Genomic DNA, 20,589 nt, shown 5'->3' on the forward strand with positions numbered 1-20,589 from the left:
CTATTTCGGGTTCCGCTTGCGGAAATCGGCCGCCATCTCCTCGAGCGTGACGAAGCGCACGCCGGGGTGCTTCAGCATATGGGCGATCAACCGCTCCAGCATCAGCAGCACCTGCGGCCGGCCCGACACGTCCGGGTGGATCGTCATCGGCACCACGGCGTGGTCGTATTCGCGGTAGATGAAGTCGAAATGGTCGCGCCAGATCTGCTCGAGCTGGTGCGGCGAGACATAGCCGTGGCTGTTCGGGAATTTCTTGATGAACATCATCGGCGGCAGGTCGTCGAGGTACCAGCTCGCCGGGATCTCCACGAGGTCCGTCACCTGGCCCTTGGTGAAGGGCGTCATCCAGCTCTCGGCGGGCTTCGAATAGTCGATCGGCGTCCAGGCATCGCCAGTGCGGACGTAATAGGGCAGGCAGTCATGGTGCATCAGCGAGTGGTCATAGGCGATGCCGCGCTCGACCAGGATCTCGATCGAGGTCGCGCTGACCTCCCACCACGGCGCGACATAGCCCACGGGCTTGCGGCCCCAGTGCTTCTCGATCAGGCCGATGCACTTGTCGAAGATCGCCTCTTCCTGCTGCCGCGACAGCGCCAGCGGGTTCTCGTGGCTGTAGCCGTGCAGGCCGATCTCGTGGCCGGCCTTGGCCACCATGTCGGTCTGCTCGGGGAAGGACTCGATGGTATGGCCGGGGATGAACCAGGACTGCTTCAGGCCGAAGCGCTCGAAGAGCCGCAGGATGCGCGGCATCCCGACCTCGGCGGCGAAGACGCCGCGGCTGATGTCGCCCGGGCTGTCCTCGCCCATGTAGCTGCCGAGCCATCCCGCGACCGCGTCGCAATGGATGCTGAAGGCGCAGAGGATCTCTTTCGGCATGGTGGCTCCCCCGTTCTGGAAGACCGGGGAGGGAAAAGTGTTCCCTCCCCGGGCCCCACCCTTCCTTTCTGGGAGTCGGCACCCGACGCGCGGCAGGTGCAAGACTCACAGAAATAGAGGAGGGGTGCGGGGAGGATACTTCCTCCCCGCCCTTCCTGTCAGCGTGCCGGGCTGGACCCGCCGGTCATCGTAGCCTGCGCCTTGGCCCGCTCCGCCGGCATGTTGAGTTTCACCTTGTTGCCCTCGACCGAGGCGATGCCGCTGACCGCGACGTAGTGGTGGTGCTGGTGGCTGCCATCCGGGTCGTCCTGCTTCGTCAGCTTGATCCGGTCGCCCTCGACCTTGTCCACCGTGCCGACATGCTGGCCGTCGCTGCCGACGACCTCCATGTGCTCCTTCACCTGGGAGGCGTGTCCGCTCATGCCGTGTTCCCTTCGTTGCTGGGTCCCGGGCTGCAACGGGTCAGCGGGCGAAAGGATGCAGCGGCGTCAGCCCGGTGCCTCGGCCCCCATCAGCGCCAGCCCCTCGGCGACCGAGACGAACTCCCCGCCGCCAGCGATCCGATCCGCGCCGAAGCGCCGCTCGAAGAGCGCCCGCACCGCCGGCACCAGGGAGGTGCCGCCCGTGAGGAACACCCGGTCCACCGCCGCGGCCGGGAGGCCGGCATCCCCCAGCGCCGCGCCGATCGCCGCATCCATCCGCGCCAGGTCGGGCGCGATCCAGGACTCGAAATCGGCCCGCGCGATCGCTGCCCGCACCACGAAGCCCTCGTGCCGGAACTCCAGCACCGCCTCCGCCGCCCGCGACAGCGCCGCCTTCACGCCCGAGACGGCGCGGTAGAGGGCATAGCCCGCCTCCTCCTCCACCAGCGTGACTAGGTTCCGCAGCTTCTCCGGATGCTCGGCGGTGCGGGCCACCTCGGCGATGTCGGCCAGCACCTTCGGTGCCCGCATCATGGACAGCTGGTGCCAGCGCGCGAAGGCGAGGTACCAGCCGACCGGGATCGGCATCGGCTTGCCCCAGACCAGGTACTGGTCGCCCTTGCCGAGCAGCGGCGAGACCACCCGGTCGATGATCCGGTAGTCCAGCGCATCGCCGGCGATGCCGACGCCTGCGTGCCCGAGGGGCAGCACGCGCCGCGGCGGCCCCGGCTCGAACCGCATGACCGAGATGTCGCTGGTGCCGCCGCCCATGTCCCCGACCAGCACGGTGGCGGGGCGGTCGAGCGTGGCGGCGAAGCGGTGCCCGGCCGCGGCGGGCTCGAGCGCGACGCTCACCTCCGGCAGCCCGGCGGCGGCGAAGCCGGCGCGCAGCCGCTCCTCGCCGAAGGCGTCGTCCGCCGTCTCGCCGGCGAAGCGCACGGGGCGGCCGACCACGATGCGGGCGCCCGCAAACTCGGCGGCGAAGGGGCCGAGCAGCTCGCGCAGGAAGGCGGCCACCAGCGCCTCCAGCGTCCATGCGCGACCATGGATGCGCGTCTCGCGGAAGCTGCGCTGCGCCAGATAGGACTTCATGGACATGATGAGCCGGCTGGCGAGCGGGTCCTCCAGATAGGCCTCGATCGCCGCCGGCCCGGCGGCGAGGCGCGTCGCCCCGCGCCCCTCCTGCCAGAGGCAGAGGACGGAGCGGAAGACGGCGCCGGCGGCGTGGTCGAGCGTGGCGACGCTGCCATCCGGGCGGAGCGCGGCGACCACGCTGTTGGTCGTGCCGAAATCGATTCCGATGCTGGGGCGCATGGGCACGGGTGGAGCAGGTGAGCGGCGGCGTGTCCAGGCTTCGCCGCGGCGGGCAGGAACGGGTCGACCGGAATGCGCATCGCCATGACACCGTCACGGCGACGCCCCGCGCCGCCGCATGACGGACGCGAGGGACGCGCGACAGGGTCAGTGCCGGACGGGGTTGCCCAACGCGGGCCCGCTGCGGAAGGCGCTGCTATTCCGCGGTGATGCCGGCGGCGCGAACCAGGTCGCCCCAGCGCTTGTCCTCCGTCGCGACGCGCGCCGCGAGGTCCTCACGGGTCGAGCCGATGGCCTCCGCCCCGAGCGAGGCGAAGCGCCGCGCCGTGTCCGGGTCGCGGGCCGCGGCCATCACGGCGGCGCCCAGCCGCGCGGCGATCGGCTCGGGCAGGCCTGCGGGGGCGCCGACGGCGAGCCAGGACGCCGTCTCGAAGCCCGGCAGCGTCTCCGCGACCGTGGGAGCCTCCGGCAGGAGCGGCGAGCGGCGGGTGCCGGTGACCGCCACCGCGCGGGCACGGCCGTCCTGCACCAGGGGCAGCGCCGTCGGGAAGGCGTCCACCATGATCTGCGCCCGGCCGGCGGCCAGGTCGCGCAGGGCATCCGGATTGCCGCGGTAATGCACCAGCTCGCAGCGTACCCCCAGCCGGCGGAGCAGCATCTCCGTCGCCAGATGCGGGATGACGCCCGCGCCCGGCGTCGCGCAGATCGGCGGCGTCGCCTGCGCCTTCATCCAGGCACCGAGCTCGGCGATGCTCGACACCGGAACGGAGGGATGGACCATCACCGCAGAGGGGAAGCGCGCGAACTCGCTGATGAGCGTGAAGTCGCGCCGCGGGTCGAAGGGGAGGTTCCGGTAGACATGGCGGTTGACCGCGAGCGTCGCGGCGAAGAGCGTGCCGAATGTCGAGCCATCCGGCGCGGTCCGGGCAAGCGCCGCCGCGGCGAGATTGCCGGCCGCGCCCGGCCGGTTCTCCACCACGATGGGCTGGCCGAGTTCAACCTCCAGCCGTTGCGCCAGGATCCGCGTGAGGAGATCCGGCGCGCCGCCCGGCGGAAAGCCGACGATCCACCGGATCGGCCGCTCGGGCCACGACGCCGCCCTTCCGGCAGATGATGCGGTGGCGGTCAGCGCGGCAGAGGCGGCCAGGAGCGCGCGGCGGGTCTGCATCAAACTGGATCCATGTCAGGAGCGAATGACATCGGGCCAGCCTATACCCCGCCGGAGATGGCGTACAACATACGGTCCCGGAATGCGTGGCCGGCGCAGGCAAGGAACGATCGGTGCGCCATCGCTCTTCGTGCCGCGGCGCCGTCGCCATCGGACCGTGGCGCACGACGCGCTCAGGGCCGCGGTTCCATGCGGTGTCGGCCCGCCGGAACAGGCAGGCGGCAGGGGCTGCCGCTGCCGCTGGTTCGTGCCTGCGCGCAGGGCACGCACCCTCGTCCCGCTCGGGTCACGCTGCTTACGGCCGTGGGACATTCACGCAACTTTGCGACACCTGACGGGCCGCCGGCGTTCTGGCAGGTCCGCCGACATGCCACGCTCCTCGCCTTCACGGCGGACCGGAAGTTCCATGCGCGTGCCGATAATCGGAGTTGGCATCGTCATTCTTCTCGCCGGCCTGGCGCAGGCACTCACACCTGCCGCGGCGCAGTCGCGTGCCGGCCGGCCGCCGAGCAACGCCCAGACGGTCGCCAAGATCAATGCCTGGACGCTGGGCCTGGCCGGCGGCCTGCTCGAGGGAGCGCCGGTCCGCTTCGCCACCGAGATCGCCCGCGTGGTCGACGAGGTCGACGAGAGCAAGGCTCTCCGCGTCTTCCCCGTCGTCACCCGCGGTCCAAGGGACAATATCGAGGCGCTGCTGTACCTGCGCGGCATCGACGCCGCGATCATCAATGCCGATGCACTCGAGCAGTTCCGCACCCTGGTGCCGAACATCGACCAGCGCGTGAGCTACATCCTCAACCTCTTCCCCTCGGAACTGCATATTTTCGTCCGCCCGGAAATCCAGTCGCTCGCCGACCTCAAGGGCAAGAAGGTCAACTTCAACACGCCCGGCACGACCGCAGCCTATTCCGGCCCGCTGATCTTCGACCGCCTCAAGCTCGAGGTCGACAGGACCTTCATCCCGCACCCGATCGCGCTCGAGCAGATGCGCAGGGGCGAGGGCGGCATCGCGGCGGTCGTCTTCGTCACCTCGAAGCCGGTCGATGCCTTCCTGCGCGGGCGCTGGGATCCCGGCTTCAAGTTCCTCCCGGTGGACGTCACGGAGGGGGATTTCCTCGACTATTATCTCCCGTCGGTCCTGACTTCGAAGGACTATCCGCAGCTCATCCCGGAAGGCCAGGATGTCGCGACCATCTCGGTGCCGACCATCCTCGTCGCCTATAACTGGCCGCAGAATTCGGACCGCTACGCAAGGCTTGCGCGCCTGGTGGATCACCTGTTCGACCGCATCGACCAGTTTCGCGCACCCGGCTTCCATCCCGCCTGGAGAGACGTCAACATCACGGCACAGGTCGCCGGTCTGCGGCGCTTCACCCCGGCGCAGGAGTGGATCGACCGGCACCGCGTCACCGGCCAGCAGCGCGCGCCTGCCGAAGTGCCGCAGCGCTGAACGTCATATCCGTCCGGACCGGCCATGCTCTTCCATCGCGGCTCGATCGCCCTTCCGGTAGACAGGCGTGCAGCGACGCATGTTCTCCTGCCTCCGACGCGCACGCCCTTGTATGTTGGGCGAGCCGATTCAGACCTCGGCAGATGACGCATCGTTCTGCGGTTCCACTGCGGCTCCTCGCCTGCGCCATCCTTGGCCTGGTCTCCGCGGACCCCACACGCGCGGCGGCACAGACCGAGTGCGAGGCGAAGCGCCGGTCCTGCATCAGCGAATGTCACGCCCGCTTCTTCAGCATCGATCCGAGACGCGATGCATGCGTCGCCGCCTGCATGGCCGAAGAGGCGAGATGCGCGCGCGGGAAAGCCGAACGACAAGGGGAGTTGCGGACCCTCCGCACCTGCCTGCCCGGCGCGCGGATCCTGGGCCATGGCATTGCAGATCCGGACGCGCCCGGGCCGATCTGCGCGGCGGCCCTCGAGAAGAGCCTGGGCGGCGACTGACGTGCGTCCAACCGGACGGGAGCGCGGCCGGGCTACCCCATCCGCCCGGCCGCCACCGCCACGCAGCGCTCGAACATCTCGAGCGAGTCGAAGGCCCGGTCCCGCCCATCCTCCGGCACCACCATCGCCGCGCCGCCGGCCCAGAGCACCGCCCCCGGGATCATCAGGTTGTCCGGCAGGCCGAAGCCACCCACCGTCAGCCCCGGCATCGGGTCCGGCACCGCCGCCACCTGCCGGGCGCTCCGCTCGGCGAAGGGCAGGGCGCAGTTGGAATAGCCGAAGGCCGACCTCCCCCGCCCGAGGAACCAGCCAAGCTCCACCAGCGTCCCCGCATCCGCCGAGGCGCCGCGGAAGGGCGTGAGGTTGGCGATCACCAGGTCGCAGTCTTCCATCATCGCCAGGTCCTTGGCGAAGATGCTGCGCCAGGCCTCGGCCTCCGGCAGGGCGGCGAGGGAGGCGATGTCCTCGTTCAGCGGCGGCCGCCCCTCGATCCCGTGGCGGGCGCAGATCGCCACCTTCCGCGCGGCATGCGCCGCGGCCTCGGGCAGGAAGACATCGGGGCCGGCGAGATAGGCGCGCTTCGGCATGGGCGGTCTCCCGGGACGGTGCGGCCGGCCAGCATGGTCCCGCCATCGCTGCTCCGCCATCCCCGTGCGCGCCGCTGCGGGACCCCCGCGCGCACCGCTCCGGCGCGTGGCCGCCCGACCATCCGCGCGCGCACCGCCGCGCCGCGCGGCCACCCCGCCGCGTCCGCAGGCACCGTTCCGGCGCACCCGCCCCGCGATCCGCGCACATCGCGCCCGCCGCGCGGCCGCCCCATATCCGCGGCATGCCGAGGCTGCTGATCGTCCACCACTCCCGCACCGGCGCCGCCCGCCAGATGGCGGAGGCCGCCGCCCGCGGCGCCGCGCCCGAGGCCGAGACCCGCCTGCTGCGCGCCGAGGAGGCGGGGCCGGACGACCTGCTCGCCGCCAATGGCTACCTCTTCGCCGCGCCGGAGAACCTCGCCGCCCTCTCCGGCGCCATGAAGGAGTTCTTCGACCGGTGCTACTACCCGGTGCTGGATCGGCTGAACGGCCGCCCCTATGCCCTGCTGATCGCCGCCGGCTCCGACGGCACCGGCGCCGCGCGCCAGGCCGCGCGGATCGCCACCGGCTGGCGCCTGCGCGCGGTGGCGGAGCCGCTGATCCTCTGCACCCGGGCGCAGACGCCGGAGGCGATCCTGGCCCCGAAGACCCTCCCGCCCGCGGACCTCGCGCGCTGCGAGGAGCTCGGCGCCGCGTTCGCCGCCGGGCTGGCGATGGGCATCTTCTGACCGCGCGGCTTTCCGTTGCGCTGCCCGGCGGCCCGGTCTATAGGAATATGGTCAGCGGCGGAGCCCTGCCCGCCGGGCGGCGCGGTGAGGCGCCGCGGGGCCGCTCAATTCCTAAATTCTAAAATTTCCCGTCCGGAAAGCTGCGCCGAAGCTGGCGTTCCGCGGATTGGGGCCGGATCGGACTCAGTGGATTTTACGCGTCTTCGGCGCGGTTGAGCCGGATTGAGGCGATTTTCGCGGTGCGGCGCGCGGGCCTCATTTCAGCTCCGTCCCGGCCAGCTCGCCCTCCAGGAACTTGTTGGGGCGGAGGAAGAAGCACAGCACCAGCGCCCCGTCCGGCGAGCGCGCGACATGCCGGTTGCCCCTGGGCCGCCAGACATAGTCGCCGGCGACCACCTCGCCCTCCTCGTCCACCAGGCTGCCCGCGAGCAGGAAGCTCTGCTCGATCTCGACATGCTCGTGCAGTTGCAGCTCCGCCCCCGGCGCCCAGCGGAAGAGGGCGGTGAGCAGCCCCGTCTCCGGCTCCTGCAGCAGCACCTTCATCTCGATCCCCGGCGTCGGGGTCGGCTTCCACGGCAGGTCGGAGACCTTGACGTAGCGGGAGGCGAGGGGGCCGAGCCGGTCCTCGCCCGCGAGGAAAGGGGTGGTGGCGGCCATGACCGGTCCTCCGCGGCGTTGCGCGGACAGTATTCCACCGCGGCCCGTGCCGGGGGAAGCTGCACGGCACAGGACCGAGGAGGAGGAACGGCCATGGCGCAGCAGGACAGCCCGGTGATGCTGGTCACCGGCGGGGCGGAGGGGATCGGCTGGGCGATCGCCCGGCGCTTCGCCGCCGGCGGCCACCGGGTGGCGATCGCCGACCTCCGCGGCGAGGCGGCGGAGGCCAGGGCGCGCGAGCTCGGCGCCGGCCATCTCGGCCTCGCCTGCGACGTGGCGCAGGAGGCGCAGGTGGCGGCCGCTGTCGCGCGGGTGGCGGAGACCCTCGGGCGCCTCGACGTGCTGGTGAACAATGCTGGCATCGCCGACAGCATCCAGCCGACGCTGGAGCAGAGCGGCGAGCATTTCGGCCGCCAGCTCGACATCCACCTGAAGGGGACGTTCGTCGCCTCGCGGGAGGCGGCGCGGGTGATGCTGCCGCGCGGCGGCGGGGCGATCGTCAGCCTCGCCTCCATGGCCGGGATGGTCGGCCTGCCGCGGCGCAACGGCTATGGCGCGGCCAAGGCGGGCATCATGGCGCTGACGCGCAGCCTGGCGGCGGAATGGGGTCGGCGCGGGATCCGGGTGAACGCCATCGCCCCCGGCTATGTGCGGACGCCGCTGGTCGAGGCGCTGGAGCGCGAGGGCAAGATCGACACCGGCGCGATCACCCGCCGCGCGCCGCTCGGCCGCCTCGCGCGGCCGGAGGAGATCGCCGAGGTCGCCTGGTTCCTCGCCAGCCCGGCGGCGAGCTACGTCACCGGCATCACCGTCCCGGTCGATGGCGGCTGGACGGCCTTCGGCGCGGCGGGCGACGCGCCGGAGTAACGCGTCGCCGGGGAACGGGGCGCGCGCCGGGCCGTTGCGAAACCGGCGCCGGCGTGCATCCTCGCCCCCGAGGACGTGCGTTGGGCATGTCCGGCCGCTGGCGCAGGATGCGCCACCTCACACGGGAGGGAGATGGGGATGAAGACGCGCGCCGCCGTGGCCTGGGAGGCGAAGAAGCCGCTGACCATCGAAACCGTGGACCTGGACGGGCCGAAGGCCGGCGAGGTGCTGGTCGAGGTCATTGCGACCGGCGTCTGCCACACCGATGCCTATACGCTGGACGGCCTCGATTCCGAGGGCCTCTTCCCCGCCATCCTTGGGCATGAGGGCGCCGGGATCGTGCGGGAGGTCGGCGCCGGCGTCACCAGCGTAAAGCCGGGCGACCACGTCATCCCGCTCTACACGCCGGAATGCCGGCAGTGCAAAACCTGCCTCAGCCAGCGCAGCAACCTCTGCACGGCGATCCGCGGCACCCAGGGCAAGGGCGTGATGCCGGACGGCACCAGCCGCTTCCATTGCGAGCCGGCGCGGGCGCAGTCCAACCAGATCTTCCACTACATGGGCTGCAGCACCTTCTCCAACTTCACGGTGCTGCCGGAGATCGCCGTCGCCAAGGTGCGGGAGGACGCGCCCTTCGACAAGATCTGCTACATCGGCTGCGGCGTTACGACGGGCATCGGCGCGGTGATCTATACGGCGAAGGTCTGGCCGGGCGCGAACGTGGTCGTCTTCGGCCTCGGCGGCATCGGCCTCAACGTCATCCAGGGCGCCCGCATGGTCGGCGCCGACAAGATCATCGGCGTGGATATCAATCCCGCGAAGCAGGAGATGGCGAAGAAATTCGGCATGACCCACTTCGTCAACCCGAAGGATGTCGGCAACGACAAGGTCGTGCAGGCGATCGTCGACCTGACCGATGGCGGCGCCGATTTCAGCTTCGACGCGACGGGCAATGTCAATGTCATGCGCCAGGCGCTCGAATGCTGCCACCGCGGCTGGGGCCAGAGCATCATCATCGGCGTCGCCGAGGCGGGTCGGGAGATCGCCACGCGCCCCTTCCAGCTCGTCACCGGCCGGGTCTGGAAGGGCACCGCCTTCGGCGGCGCGCGCGGCCGCACCGACGTGCCGAAGATCGTCGACTGGTACATGGAGAAGAAGATCAACATCGACGACCTGATCACCCACACCATGCCGCTCGAGAAAATCAACGACGCCTTCGACCTGATGCATGAGGGCAAGTCGATCCGCTCCGTCGTGATCTTCTGAGATGACGGTCGAGGTCGTCTCCCGCGCGCGCTGCTTCGGCGGGGAGCAGCGCGTGCTCCGCCACCACTCCCGCGAGACGGGGACGGAGATGCGCTTCGCCGCCTTCCTCCCGCCGCAGGCGCTCGGCGGCGCAAAGGTGCCGGTGGTGTGGTTCCTCGCGGGCCTCACCTGCACGGAGGAGAATTTCACCGTCAAGGCCGGGGCGCAGCGCGTCGCGGCCGAACTCGGCCTGCTGCTGGTCGCGCCCGACACCAGCCCGCGCGGCGACGGCGTGCCGGACGACCCGGACAAGGCCTACGACTTCGGCCTGGGCGCCGGCTTCTACGTGGATGCGACGCAGGAGCCCTGGAAGCAGAACTACCGCATGCGGAGCTATGTCGAGCGGGAACTGCCGGAGCTGGTCGGCGCCGCGCTGCCGGCCGACCTTTCGCGGCAGGGCATCATGGGCCATTCCATGGGCGGGCATGGCGCGCTGACCATCGCGCTGCGCAACCCGGGGCGCTTCGCTGCGGTCTCGGCCTTCGCGCCGATCTGCTCGCCGTTGCGCTGCCCCTGGGGGGAGAAGGCGCTGGGCGGTTATCTCGGTCCGGACCGCGCGGCTTGGCGGGACTACGACGCGACGGCGCTGATCGAGGACGGGGCGCGCGTCGCGGACATCCTGGTGGACCAGGGGACGGCGGACGGGTTCCTCGAGAGCCAGCTCAAGCCCGAACTGCTGGAGGAGGCCTGCGGCAAGGCCGGCATCCCGCTGACGCTGCGGCGGCAGGAGGGCTACGACCACTCCTACTTCTTCATCGCCAGCTTCGTGGAGGACCACCTGCGCTGGCACGCCCGGCGCCTCGGCCTGGCGTAGCACGGGCGGCCTGCGCCTCGCATGTCGGGCGGGGCGATCTGGGCCATCTGGCCCTTCGGTCATCGGCGCACCCTGCATGTTGGGCGGGCCGATTCAGGCATCCGGGCCCTGCGGCGCTGTGGCCATCGGCGCGCCTCAGGCCGGCCTGAACCGCGCCGCCGTCACGGCATCCTCGCGCAGCGCTGCCGCGATCTCGGCCTGCGCCGCCACGGTCTCCGCCAGCGCCACCACGCGGTCGAACCACGGGCACTGGCTGCGCACCCGCGCCTGGAAGAGCCGGTCCAGCGCCGCCGCCGCCGGCGACCGCCCGCCGCAGCAGGTGCAGGCCGCGGCATGCGGCAGGGCGATGTCGAAGCTCGCCAGCGCCACGGCGCTGTCGGGCAGGGCAGGGGGCGGCGCCTCGGCCAGCACTGCCGCCTTCGGGCCCGCGGCCAGGGCCGCCGCCAGGTCCGCCTCGGTCGCCGTCACGACCAGGGGAATACGGGCATCCAGGCTCCAGGCCACGCGTTCACCCTCCGGTATGGATGCTGGACATAAGGATATCTTTATGTCATTACCAGCCCCATGGACAAATTCCTGGCCCAGCTGCGCGCCGCCGCCGAGCCGACCCGCCTCCGCCTGCTGGCCCTCTGCGCCCGCGGGGCCTTCTGCGTGACCGATCTCTGCGACGTCCTCGGCCAGTCGCAGCCGCGCCTCTCGCGCCATCTCAAGCTGCTGGTCGAGGCCGGGCTGCTGGAGCGGGTGCCCGAGGGCGCCAATGCCTATTTCCAGCTTCCCCCCGGCGTCGACCTGGCCCGCCTGTTGCTCGCCCGCCTGCCGGAGGACGACCCGCTGCTGGCCGCCGATCGCCGCGCCGCCGTCCGGCTCGCCGCCGAGCGCGCGCGCGAGGCCTCGGACGCCTTCCGCCGCGACGGCGCCGACTGGGACGAGATGCGCGCGCTCACCCTGCCGGCCACGGCGATCGAGGAGGCGCTGCTCGGCCTGCTGCCGCCGGCGATCGAGCGCTTCCTCGACATCGGCACCGGCACCGGCCGCCTGCTGGAACTCGTGGCCGACCGCGCCGAGCGGGGCTTGGGCATCGATGCCAGCCGGGAGATGTTGGCGCTGGCCCGCGCACGCCTCGCGGAACGCGGCCTGGCCGGCCGCTGCGCCGTGCGGCAGGCCGACATGTACCGGCTGCCGCTGCCGGATGCCGCCTTCGACGCCGCCGCCCTGCAGATGGTGCTGCACTATGCCGAGGACCCGGCCGCGGCGCTGGCCGAGGCGGCGCGGGTTCTGCAGCCCGGCGGGCTGCTGGTCGTCATCGACCTCGCCCCGCACGAGCAGTCCGACCTGCTGGAGCAGCAGGCGCATCGCTGGCCCGGCTTCGACGATGCGGCGATCGCCGGCTGGCTCGGCGCCGCCGGCTGCGCGGCGCAGCCCGCGGTGACGGTGCCCGGCCCGCTCGATGTCCGGCTCTGGCCGGCCCGGCGCCTGCCCGGCCATGTCGCCGCCCAGACCACCTCCGTTCTGACCTTTTGATTCCGGAATCCCCTCTCCCATGGCCCGTCCGCACCTCCTCGATGCCCTCCGCGACCGCGTGCTGCTCTGCGACGGCGGCATGGGCAGCCGCGTGCAGGCGCTGACCCTCGACATCGACAAGGACTACTGGGGCAAGGAGAACTGCACGGAGGTGCTGAACCTCTCCCGCCCCGACCTGGTGCGGGAGATCCACCGCGGCTACTACGAGGCCGGCGCCGACATGGTGCTGACCAACAGCTTCGGCGGTTCCCCGGTCACGCTCGGGGAGTTCGAGCTCGAGGGCCGCGCCTTCGAGATCAACAGGCTCTCGGGCGAGCTGGCGCGCGAGGCGGCGGAGAGCTTCTCGGATTCCCGCGACCGCTGGGTCATCGGCGATATCGGTCCCGGCACCAAGCTGCCCTCGCTCGGCCATATCGAGTATGACCGGCTGCAGGCGGCGCTGGAGGAACAGTGCCGCGGCCTCATCGCCGGCGGCGTGGACGCGCTGCTGACCGAGACCAACCAGGACACGCTCTACATCAAGGCCGCCGTCAATGCGGCGAAGGCCGCGATCCGCGCGGGCGGCCGCGACATCCCGATCTTCGTCCAGGTGACGGTGGAGACCACCGGCACGCTGCTGGTCGGCCCGGACATCCACGCCGCCTCGACCGTCGTCCATGCCCTCGACGTGCCGCTGATCGGCCTGAATTGCGCGACGGGCCCGCAGGAGATGGCGGAGCATGTCCGCTTCCTCAGCCAGAACTGGCCCGGCCTGATCAGCGTGCAGCCCAATGCCGGGCTGCCGGAGCTGGTGGACGGCAAGACCCACTACCCCCTCGGCGCCGAGGAGATGGCGGTGTGGATGGAGCGCTTCGTCCGCGAGGACGGGGTGAACCTGATCGGCGGCTGCTGCGGCACCTCCACCCCGCATATCGCGGCGCTGGACGCCATGCTGCGGCGGCACGGCGAATGGCGGCCGGCGCCGGTTGCCCGGAAGTACCACTGGGTGCCCTCCGTCGCCTCGCTCTATGGCGCGGTCTCGCTGCGGCAGGAGAACGCCTATTTCTCCATCGGCGAGCGCTGCAACGCCAACGGCTCCAAGGCCTGGCGGGAGCGGCAGGCGACGCATGACTGGGACGGCTGCGTCGCCATGGGCCGCGAGCAGGTCGGCGAAGGCTCGAACAGCCTCGATATCTGCACCGCCTTCGTCGGCCGCGATGAGATGGCCGAGATGAGCGAGGTCATCAGGCGCTTCACCTCCAGCGTGAATGCGCCGCTGGTGATCGATTCGACCGAGACGCCGGTGATCGAGGCCGCGCTGAAGCTGCATGGCGGCAAGTCCATCATCAACTCGATCAATTTCGAGGATGGCGAGGGCCATGCGCAGGACCGGCTGGTGCTGGCGAAGAAGTTCGGCGCCGCCGTCATCGCGCTGACGATCGACGAGGTCGGCATGGCGAAGACCGCCGAGGACAAGCTGCGGATCGCCCGCCGCCTGGTGGACTTCGCCTGCAACAAGCACGGCCTGCCGCAGAGCGACCTGCTGATCGACCCGCTGACCTTCACCATCGCCACGGGCAACGAGGACGACCGCAAGCTCGGCCAATGGACGCTGGAGGGGATCCGGATGATCCGGGAGGAATTCCCGGACATCCAGATCATTCTCGGCCTGTCCAACATCAGCTTCGGCCTGAACCCCGCAGCGCGGCACGTGCTGAACAGCGTCTTCCTCGACCATGCCGTGAAGGCCGGCATGACGGGGGCGATCGTGCATGTCTCCAAGATCAAGCCGCTGCACCAGATCCCGGCCGAGGAGGTGCAGGTCGCCGAGGACCTGATCTTCGACCGCAGGCGGGAGGGCTACGACCCGCTTCAGCGCATGCTGGAGCTGTTTGCCGGCCGCAAGGCCGCCGACACGGCCGCCAAGAAGAAGGCGGAGACGGTCGAGGGGCGGCTGAAGGACCGGATCGTCGACGGCGACCGCAAGGGGCTGGACGCGGAGCTGCAGGACGCGCTCGACAAGGGGATCGCGCCGCTCTCCATCATCAACGACATCCTGCTCGACGGGATGAAGGTGGTGGGCGAGCTCTTCGGCGCGGGCAAGATGCAGCTTCCCTTCGTGCTGCAGAGCGCGGAGACGATGAAGGCCGCCGTCGCCTATCTCGAGCCCTTCATGGAGAAGCTGGAGGGGCAGGAGAAGGGCACCATTGTGCTGGCGACCGTCAAGGGCGACGTGCACGACATCGGCAAGAACCTGGTCGACATCATCCTCACCAACAACGGCTACCGGGTGGTCAACCTCGGCATCAAGGTGCCGCTGGCCGACATGGTCGCCGCCGCGCGCGAGCACAAGGCGCATGCCATCGGCATGTCCGGCCTGCTGGTGAAGTCCACCGTCGTCATGCGCGAGAACCTCGAGGAGATGTCGCGCATCGGCCTCGACGTGCCCGTCCTCCTCGGCGGCGCCGCGCTGACGCGGAACTACGTGGAGGACGACTGCGTCCGCGCCTATGCCCATGGGGAGACCACGGGCCGCGTCGCCTATGCGCGGGATGCCTTCGACGGCCTGCACCTGATGGACAAGGTGACGGGCAACGGCTTCGACGACTACCTCGCCGCCATCCAGCAGAAGCGCAAGGGCAAGTCGCGGAACGAGAGCCGCACCCTGGGCCAGGCCGATCCGCGCGGCTTTGCCCCGGTGGACGTGAACTACGCCCAAGGACGCCGGCGGCGGATGACGGAGGGCGAGCCGATCCCCGACCCGCCCTTCTGGGGTGCCCGGGTGATCGAGGCGGCGCCCAAGGCCGTGGTGCCCTTCATCAACGAGCGCAGCCTCTATCAATTCCAGTGGGGCTTCCGGAAGCAGGGCCGCAGCCTGGAGGACTTCCTCGGCTGGGCGAAGCAGGAACTGCGCCCGGTGCTGAAGCGCATGCTGGCGCTGGCGGAGGCGCAGGACATCCTCCGGCCGCAGGCGATCTACGGCTATTGGAAATGCGCGGGGCAGGGCAACGACCTGGTCCTCTTCGAGGAGGACGGGGTGACGGAGGCCTGCCGCTTCACCCTGCCGCGCCAGCCGAAGCAGGATGGCGAGTGCATCGCCGACTTCGTCCGCGACATCGAGGACGGGCCGGCGAACCGCGACGTCATCGGCCTGCAGGTCGTCACCGTCGGCCAGAAGGCCAGCGACATGGCGCGCGACTGGTTCGAGGACAACCGCTACCAGGACTACCTCTACCTGCACGGCCTGTCGGTCGAGATGGCGGAGGCGATGGCGGAATACGTCCACAAGCGCATCCGCGCGGAATGGGGCTTCGCCCAGCACGACGACCGCGACATGGAGAAGATGCTGAGCCAGGGCTATCGCGGCGGCCGCTACAGCTTCGGCTACCCGGCCTGCCCGCGACTCGAGGACCAGGAGCCGCTGCTGCGGCTGCTGCAGGCCGAGAGGATCGGCGTCTCCATCAGCGATGAGTGGCAGTTGCATCCGGAGCAATCGACCAGCGCGATCGTGCTGCACCACCCCAGGGCGAAATATTTCTCCGTCTGATCGTCCTTGCCGTCCGGGGATGGCCGGGGCCGCCGGCCCTGCGGGGTCTGACGAATCCTTCAGGTCCCGCAAAGGCTTTCGGCAAGGCCGCAGCGTCTGTCATGCTCCTGCCGGATTTGGCAGGGTGAGTGGCCGCGCTCCGGGCGCCGGCAGGAGGCAGGATCATGGCAAGTCGCACCCGCCGGCGCGGGGCGTGGCGCAAGACACTGACGTCCCTCTCCCGCCGCAAGGATCGGGCGGCGGAGATCGGGCCGGGCGTGCAGGTCGGGATGCTGACCGTCGAGCATGAGGGCGACCCCTATGAATGGCGCGGCCGCTTCTCCCGCCGCCGCTGGGTCTGCACCTGCGAGTGCGGCGGGACGACGGAGGTGCGCGAGGACCGGCTGAAGAACGGCAGCACCCGGAGCTGCGGCTGCGTCCGCGTATCGGTGGCGCGGGACCGGCTGACGCGCCATGGCGGGCGCTCCAACGGCCATGCCACGCCGGAATACTGGGCCTGGCAGTCGCTGCTGCACCGCATGGACGACGTGAAGGTCTGCCGCCGCTGGCGCGCGGGCGGCGGCAAGGGCTTCGCCGCCTTCCTCGAGGATGTCGGCCGGCGGCCCACGCCGGACCATAGGCTGACCCGGCCCGATCCGCGCCGCGCCTTCGGCCCCGGCAATGCCGTCTGGGCGACCGAGGTGCAGCGCCGCGGCGTGCCCCGCCGGCTGATCCCCTGGCGCGGCCGGGAGATCACGCTGCACGAGGCCGCCGAGCGCACCGGCGTCCCCTATGCGCGGCTCTGCAAGCGGTTGGAGCGCGGCTGGCCGGTCGAGGAGGCGCTGCGGAACTGAGGGCGGGCGATCGCCCGATCGTACTCTCGTGGCCTGGCCGACATGCGATGAGGGCCAGGCCGGTCGGGCGGAGGCGTGCCCGGTGTCACGGCCGGAGCGCGAAGCCCGAACGGTCTGCTCAGCTTCCCTTGTTGGCGCGCGCGGCGGTGCTGCCGCGGGGGAAGTCGGGATCCGCGCCGGTGTAGTAGGGCGCGTTCAAGCCCCGCTCCGAGGTGAGCTCGGCGGCCGCCGGGTCCGTTACGGAGGATGCCGGCTGGGCAGCGCAGCCTGCCAGGCCGATCAGGGCCGGCGCGAGGCAGAGGCGGAGCACGCGTTCGAGCATCGATGGGTCTCCCATGGCGCTGGCGCCGCTGGTGAGGTCCCGGCGCCTCGTCAGCGCTCCTGCCCGGGCTTGGTTCGCACTACGCTTTCCCCATCATTCGTCCACGCGGCCGCAGACCGTCAGCCGGGCAGCGCGACCTGCCCCTGCATGAGCCGCCGCGCGGTGCGGAAGACCACCGCGCTGTCGGCGTGCCAGCCCGCATTGTCCTGTCGCACCTCCGCGCCGACGGTCAGGGTGCCGGAGGGATGCGCGACGCGGATCTCCTCCGGCCGCTCCCCCTGCCTCGCCAGGGCCTGCGGGATGCTGCCCTCGATGCGGCAGGCGACGGCGAGGCCCATGGCGCCGGTCATCGGCACGGCGCGGTGCGGCCGCTCCATCGACAGCATGCGGATGGTGACGTCATGGCCGGCCGGGTCCAGCGCCGCGCCGTCCAGGGTGCGGGCGGCGGTCGGGCCGGCGACCAGCGCGACGCGCGGATTGGCCAGGCTCACGGCCTCCTCCGTCGCGGCGAGGCCCATGGCGACGCCGGCGATGCGGCGGATGCGGTCGAGCAGCGCCATCAGGTCGGCGCGCGCCTCGATGGCATCGGGCGGTTCCGCGCCGGTCAGGCCGAGGTCGCGCGCATCGACGAAGACCGCGGGGTTGGCGGCATCCACCAGGCTCGCGCGCAGCGGTCCGAAGCCGGGGATGTCGAGGGTGTCCACCGGATTGCCGGTGGGCAGCAGCGCCGCGCATTGGGAGCCACCGGGTGAGAGGAAGTCCAGCCGGATGCGCGCGCCCGTGCCGGCGACGCCGGCGATGGCGAAATCGCCCCGCACCTCGGCGCGGCCGCCGCGCACCGGGAAGCGGGCATGGATGAGCTTCTTCGTGTTCACCTGGTGGATGCGCACCAGTGCCTCGCCATCCGCGACCCGCACCAGCCCTTCGTCCACCGCGAAGGGGCCGACGGCGGCGGAGAGGTTGCCGCAATTGCCCTTCCAGTCCACGACAGGCCGGTCCACCGAGACCTGGGCGAAGGTATAGTCCACATCCGCCTCGGGGTGGCTCGGCGGGCCGATCAGCACCGCCTTGGAGAGGGAGGAGATGCCGCCCCCCATGCCGTCGAGTTGCCGCCCATAGGGGTCCGGGCTGCCGAGCACGCCGAGCAGGATCGGGTCGATGGCGGCGCGGTCGGCCGGCAGGTCCTTCTGGTGGAAGAACACGCCCTTGGAGGAGCCGCCGCGCATGAAGACGGCGGGAATGAAGACCTGTGTCATTGCGCGCCTCCGGCACGACGGCTCATGCCGCCTTCTTCCCCTGTGTGGCCAGCACGCGCCAGACCTTCTCCGGCGTCACCGGCATGTCGATATGCCCGATCCCGAGCGCGTCGCAGATGGCCGAGACGATGGCCGGCGGCGCGCCGCAGGCCCCGCCCTCGCCGGCCCCCTTCACGCCGAGGTCGTTGTTGGGGCAGGGGACGACGTGGAAGCCGAGGTCGAAGGCGGGCGCATCGGCGGCGCGCGGCATGCAGTAGTCCTGGAAGGTGGCGGTCAGGAACTGGCCGCTCTCGGGGTCGTAGACCGCGTGTTCCAGCAGCGCCTGGCCGATGCCGGCCATGATGCCGCCATGGCTCTGGCCATGCACCAGCATGGGATTGATGACGTTGCCGACATCGTCCACGGCGCTGTAGCGGGCGATCTCGATCCGCCCCGTCTCCGGGTCGATCTCCACCTCCGCCACGTGGCAGCCATTGGGGAAGTTGCACTCGGTGCTGCGGGTATAGAGGAGCTGCTCGTCGAGCCCGGGCGCCTCGCCCTCGGGCGGCGCCTTGGCCAGCTCGATCACCTGCTGCCAGGTGGCCGTCAGGTCGGTGCCGGCGATGCGGAAGTGGCCGGAGTCGAACTCCACGTCCTCGACCGCGGCTTCCAGCAGGTGCGCCGCCAGGCGGCGGCCCTTGGCGATGACCAACTCCGAGGCGCGGGCGACGGCGACGCCGCCCATCTGGGAGGAGCGCGAGCCGCCGGTGCCGTTGCCCTTCTCGACCACCGCGGTGTCGCCCTGGATCAGCCGCACCGCGTCGAAGGGCACGCCGAGCTTGTGGTGCAGGATCTGTGCATAGGCGGTCTCGTGCCCCTGGCCATGGCTGAAGGTGCCGACGGTGACGGCGACGCCGCCGTCCTCCTCGAACCGCACCCGGGCCCATTCGCTGGGCTGGCCGCCCGAGGCCTCGATGAAATAGCCGAGGCCGATGCCGCGCAGCCTGCCGCGCCGCGCCGCCTCCCGCTGGCGCGCCGGGAAGCCGGCCCAGTCCGCCAGCGCCAACGCTTTGTCCTGCGTCTCGGCAAAGAGGCCGCTGTCGATCGCATTGCCGACCACGTTGATATAGGGGATCTGCGCCGGCCTGATGTAGTTGCGGCGCCTGATCTCGTCGCGGCCGATGCCGAAGGCAGCGGCGCCGAGATCGTAGAGGCGCTCGAGCACATAGGCCTGCTCCGGCCGCCCGGCCCCGCGATAGGCATCGGTCGGCGTGGTATTGGTGAAGACGCAGCGCACCTGCGCGTTCAGCGCCTGGATGTCGTAGACCGTGCCCATGATGCGGGCGCCGGCGACGGTCGGCACGCGGGGCCCGAAATCCTGCAGGTAGGCGCCCATGGCGGCCGAGGTGCGGATCTTCACGCCCAAGGTCTTGCCTTGCTCGTCGAAGGCCATCTCCGCCCGGGTCACGTGGTCGCGGCCATGCGGGTCGCAGACGAAGGTCTCGCTCCGCCCGCTGGTCCACTTCACCGGCCGGCCGAGGCGCTTCGCGGCCCAGAGCACCATGCCGGACTCCGGAAAGATCTTGCCGCGCAGGCCGAAGCCGCCGCCGACATCCGGCGAGATGACCCGGAGCCTCTCCTTCGGCACCTTCAGGATCAGCCGCGCCAGGCCGTCCTGCACGCGGATCACGCCCTGGGTCGGGGAGTGCAGCGTGTAGCTGTCCGTCGCCGCGTCGTACTCGCCGATCGCGACGCGCGGCTCCATCGGGTTGCCGACCACGCGGTTGTTGACCAGTTCGAGGCTGACGGTCCTCGCGGCGCGGGCGAAGGCGGCCTCCGTCTCCGCCTCCCGCCCGCTGTCCCAGAGGACGCAGAGATTGCTCCCCGCCTCCTCCCAGATCACCGGCGCCCCGGGGTCGAGGGCGGCGCCGGTATCCGTCACGCTCGGCAGGATCTCGTAACCGACCTCGATCAACTCGGCCGCGTCCTGCGCCTGCGCGCGCGTCTCCGCCACCACCAGCGCCACCGGGTCGCCGACGAAGCGCACGCGCTCCGTCTGCAGGATCTGGCGCGGGGTGGAGAACAGCCTGGTGCCGCCCTTGCCCGGCACCTCGACCATGACCGGGAAATGCCCGATCCCGTCGGCGGTCGCGTCATGGCCCGTCAGCACCGCCAGCACGCCGGGCGCCGCCCGCGCCGCGCCGGTGTCGAAGGAGACGATCCGCGCATGGGCGTGCGGCGAGCGGAGGACGAAGGCATGCGCCTGTCCCTGCCGGTCGATGTCGTCGGTATAGGTGCCGCGCCCTGTCAGCAGCCGGACATCCTCCTTCCGCCGCACCGGCTGGCCGATCCCGAACTTGTCCATGCATCCGTCCCCTCGCATCCCCGGCAGGAAACCCATCCCCACCGGCCCTGTCGAGGGGGGTGGCGCAACCGGCCGGAATGCGCGAAGTCATGCGCAAAC

General features: G+C 71.1%; 18 protein-coding genes. 8 read left to right on the forward strand and 10 right to left on the reverse strand.

The window, feature by feature from the left end; genetic code table 11:
- The 4 genes from Q7A36_RS04555 to Q7A36_RS04570 form a co-directional block, all read right to left on the reverse strand.
- Nucleotides 1-876, reverse strand: a complete 876-nt coding sequence (locus tag Q7A36_RS04555) for a polysaccharide deacetylase family protein (RefSeq protein WP_305102475.1) — start codon at nt 874-876, stop codon at nt 1-3.
- 158 nt (nt 877-1,034) lie between these two features.
- The gene (locus Q7A36_RS04560; protein WP_305102476.1) at nt 1,035-1,298 is read right to left on the reverse strand and encodes a DUF2171 domain-containing protein; all 264 of its coding nucleotides are present in this window, start codon (nt 1,296-1,298) and stop codon (nt 1,035-1,037) included.
- A 66-nt stretch (nt 1,299-1,364) separates the two neighbouring features.
- Nucleotides 1,365-2,612: an Hsp70 family protein gene (locus Q7A36_RS04565; RefSeq protein ID WP_305102477.1), complete on the reverse strand. Its 1,248-nt coding sequence runs from the start codon at nt 2,610-2,612 to the stop codon at nt 1,365-1,367.
- A gap of 196 nt (nt 2,613-2,808) precedes the next feature.
- Nucleotides 2,809-3,780 carry a Bug family tripartite tricarboxylate transporter substrate binding protein gene (locus tag Q7A36_RS04570; protein ID WP_305102478.1) on the reverse strand — a complete coding sequence of 324 codons (972 nt, stop codon included), beginning with the start codon at nt 3,778-3,780 and terminating at the stop codon, nt 2,809-2,811.
- 406 nt (nt 3,781-4,186) lie between these two features.
- Between Q7A36_RS04570 and Q7A36_RS04575 the strand changes: the two genes are divergently transcribed.
- Nucleotides 4,187-5,230: a TAXI family TRAP transporter solute-binding subunit gene (locus Q7A36_RS04575; protein ID WP_305102479.1), complete on the forward strand. Its 1,044-nt coding sequence runs from the start codon at nt 4,187-4,189 to the stop codon at nt 5,228-5,230.
- A gap of 532 nt (nt 5,231-5,762) precedes the next feature.
- Here the strand turns inward: Q7A36_RS04575 and Q7A36_RS04580 are convergent.
- Complete coding sequence (locus Q7A36_RS04580) at nt 5,763-6,317, reverse strand: nucleoside 2-deoxyribosyltransferase (protein WP_305102480.1); 555 nt, start codon at nt 6,315-6,317, stop codon at nt 5,763-5,765.
- A gap of 242 nt (nt 6,318-6,559) precedes the next feature.
- On the opposite strand from Q7A36_RS04580, the gene Q7A36_RS04585 reads away from it, so the two are divergent.
- Entirely contained in the window at nt 6,560-7,045 is a 486-nt protein-coding gene (locus Q7A36_RS04585) for a flavodoxin family protein (RefSeq protein WP_305102481.1), read from the forward strand.
- Between the two features lie 255 nt (nt 7,046-7,300).
- Here the strand turns inward: Q7A36_RS04585 and Q7A36_RS04590 are convergent, their stop codons facing one another.
- Nucleotides 7,301-7,702: a cupin domain-containing protein gene (locus Q7A36_RS04590; RefSeq protein ID WP_305102482.1), complete on the reverse strand. Its 402-nt coding sequence runs from the start codon at nt 7,700-7,702 to the stop codon at nt 7,301-7,303.
- Nucleotides 7,703-7,795: 93 nt separating this feature from the next.
- Here Q7A36_RS04590 and Q7A36_RS04595 point away from each other — a divergent pair, with 93 nt between their 5' ends.
- The 3 genes from Q7A36_RS04595 (at nt 7,796) to fghA (ending at nt 10,688) form a co-directional block, all read left to right on the forward strand.
- The gene (locus Q7A36_RS04595; protein ID WP_305102483.1) at nt 7,796-8,569 is read left to right on the forward strand and encodes an SDR family oxidoreductase; all 774 of its coding nucleotides are present in this window, start codon (nt 7,796-7,798) and stop codon (nt 8,567-8,569) included.
- 138 nt (nt 8,570-8,707) lie between these two features.
- Complete coding sequence (locus Q7A36_RS04600) at nt 8,708-9,835, forward strand: S-(hydroxymethyl)glutathione dehydrogenase/class III alcohol dehydrogenase (RefSeq protein WP_305102484.1); 1,128 nt, start codon at nt 8,708-8,710, stop codon at nt 9,833-9,835.
- Between the two features lies 1 nt (nt 9,836).
- Nucleotides 9,837-10,688 carry an S-formylglutathione hydrolase gene (gene fghA, locus Q7A36_RS04605; RefSeq protein WP_305102485.1) on the forward strand — a complete coding sequence of 284 codons (852 nt, stop codon included), beginning with the start codon at nt 9,837-9,839 and terminating at the stop codon, nt 10,686-10,688.
- A gap of 135 nt (nt 10,689-10,823) precedes the next feature.
- Here fghA and Q7A36_RS04610 read toward each other — a convergent pair whose 3' ends face one another.
- Nucleotides 10,824-11,192, reverse strand: coding sequence for a hypothetical protein (locus tag Q7A36_RS04610; RefSeq protein WP_305102486.1), 369 nt, complete (start codon nt 11,190-11,192; stop codon nt 10,824-10,826).
- A 60-nt stretch (nt 11,193-11,252) separates the two neighbouring features.
- Between Q7A36_RS04610 and Q7A36_RS04615 the strand changes: the two genes are divergently transcribed.
- The 3 genes from Q7A36_RS04615 (at nt 11,253) to Q7A36_RS04625 (ending at nt 16,568) form a co-directional block, all read left to right on the forward strand.
- A complete protein-coding gene (locus Q7A36_RS04615; RefSeq protein ID WP_305102487.1) occupies nt 11,253-12,209 on the forward strand; it encodes an ArsR/SmtB family transcription factor in 957 nt (318 codons plus the stop codon).
- A 19-nt stretch (nt 12,210-12,228) separates the two neighbouring features.
- Nucleotides 12,229-15,735 (forward strand): methionine synthase, encoded by a 3,507-nt coding sequence (metH, locus tag Q7A36_RS04620; RefSeq protein ID WP_305102488.1) that lies wholly within the window; start codon nt 12,229-12,231, stop codon nt 15,733-15,735.
- 164 nt (nt 15,736-15,899) lie between these two features.
- Nucleotides 15,900-16,568, forward strand: a complete 669-nt coding sequence (locus Q7A36_RS04625; protein WP_305102489.1) for a hypothetical protein — start codon at nt 15,900-15,902, stop codon at nt 16,566-16,568.
- Nucleotides 16,569-16,686: 118 nt separating this feature from the next.
- Here the strand turns inward: Q7A36_RS04625 and Q7A36_RS04630 are convergent, their stop codons facing one another.
- From Q7A36_RS04630 to Q7A36_RS04640, 3 genes are all read right to left on the reverse strand, one after another.
- Complete coding sequence (locus tag Q7A36_RS04630; RefSeq protein ID WP_305102490.1) at nt 16,687-16,890, reverse strand: hypothetical protein; 204 nt, start codon at nt 16,888-16,890, stop codon at nt 16,687-16,689.
- A 119-nt stretch (nt 16,891-17,009) separates the two neighbouring features.
- The gene (locus tag Q7A36_RS04635) at nt 17,010-18,146 is read right to left on the reverse strand and encodes a 2-methylaconitate cis-trans isomerase PrpF family protein (protein WP_305102491.1); all 1,137 of its coding nucleotides are present in this window, start codon (nt 18,144-18,146) and stop codon (nt 17,010-17,012) included.
- Between the two features lie 22 nt (nt 18,147-18,168).
- The gene (locus Q7A36_RS04640) at nt 18,169-20,490 is read right to left on the reverse strand and encodes a xanthine dehydrogenase family protein molybdopterin-binding subunit (protein ID WP_305102492.1); all 2,322 of its coding nucleotides are present in this window, start codon (nt 20,488-20,490) and stop codon (nt 18,169-18,171) included.
- Between the last annotated feature and the right edge of the window lie 99 nt (nt 20,491-20,589).

This window comes from Paracraurococcus lichenis (assembly GCF_030657435.1).
In the GTDB taxonomy this organism is placed as follows: domain Bacteria; phylum Pseudomonadota; class Alphaproteobacteria; order Acetobacterales; family Acetobacteraceae; genus Paracraurococcus; species Paracraurococcus lichenis.

Bases quoted from the DNA above. Each gene is read 5' to 3' on its own strand.
- Q7A36_RS04615 (WP_305102487.1), top strand. From the start codon at position 11,253: ATGGACAAATTCCTGGCCCAGCTGCGCGCCGCCGCCGAGCCGACCCGC.
- Q7A36_RS04595 (WP_305102483.1), top strand. From the start codon at position 7,796: ATGGCGCAGCAGGACAGCCCGGTGATGCTGGTCACCGGCGGGGCGGAG.
- Q7A36_RS04640 (WP_305102492.1), bottom strand. From the start codon at position 20,490: ATGGACAAGTTCGGGATCGGCCAGCCGGTGCGGCGGAAGGAGGATGTC.
- Q7A36_RS04630 (WP_305102490.1), bottom strand. From the start codon at position 16,890: ATGCTCGAACGCGTGCTCCGCCTCTGCCTCGCGCCGGCCCTGATCGGC.
- fghA (WP_305102485.1), top strand. From the start codon at position 9,837: ATGACGGTCGAGGTCGTCTCCCGCGCGCGCTGCTTCGGCGGGGAGCAG.
- Q7A36_RS04560 (WP_305102476.1), bottom strand. From the start codon at position 1,298: ATGAGCGGACACGCCTCCCAGGTGAAGGAGCACATGGAGGTCGTCGGC.
- Q7A36_RS04575 (WP_305102479.1), top strand. From the start codon at position 4,187: ATGCGCGTGCCGATAATCGGAGTTGGCATCGTCATTCTTCTCGCCGGC.
- Q7A36_RS04570 (WP_305102478.1), bottom strand. From the start codon at position 3,780: ATGCAGACCCGCCGCGCGCTCCTGGCCGCCTCTGCCGCGCTGACCGCC.
- metH (WP_305102488.1), top strand. From the start codon at position 12,229: ATGGCCCGTCCGCACCTCCTCGATGCCCTCCGCGACCGCGTGCTGCTC.
- Q7A36_RS04555 (WP_305102475.1), bottom strand. From the start codon at position 876: ATGCCGAAAGAGATCCTCTGCGCCTTCAGCATCCATTGCGACGCGGTC.
- Q7A36_RS04590 (WP_305102482.1), bottom strand. From the start codon at position 7,702: ATGGCCGCCACCACCCCTTTCCTCGCGGGCGAGGACCGGCTCGGCCCC.
- Q7A36_RS04635 (WP_305102491.1), bottom strand. From the start codon at position 18,146: ATGACACAGGTCTTCATTCCCGCCGTCTTCATGCGCGGCGGCTCCTCC.
- Q7A36_RS04565 (WP_305102477.1), bottom strand. From the start codon at position 2,612: ATGCGCCCCAGCATCGGAATCGATTTCGGCACGACCAACAGCGTGGTC.
- Q7A36_RS04600 (WP_305102484.1), top strand. From the start codon at position 8,708: ATGAAGACGCGCGCCGCCGTGGCCTGGGAGGCGAAGAAGCCGCTGACC.
- Q7A36_RS04585 (WP_305102481.1), top strand. From the start codon at position 6,560: ATGCCGAGGCTGCTGATCGTCCACCACTCCCGCACCGGCGCCGCCCGC.
- Q7A36_RS04580 (WP_305102480.1), bottom strand. From the start codon at position 6,317: ATGCCGAAGCGCGCCTATCTCGCCGGCCCCGATGTCTTCCTGCCCGAG.
- Q7A36_RS04625 (WP_305102489.1), top strand. From the start codon at position 15,900: ATGGCAAGTCGCACCCGCCGGCGCGGGGCGTGGCGCAAGACACTGACG.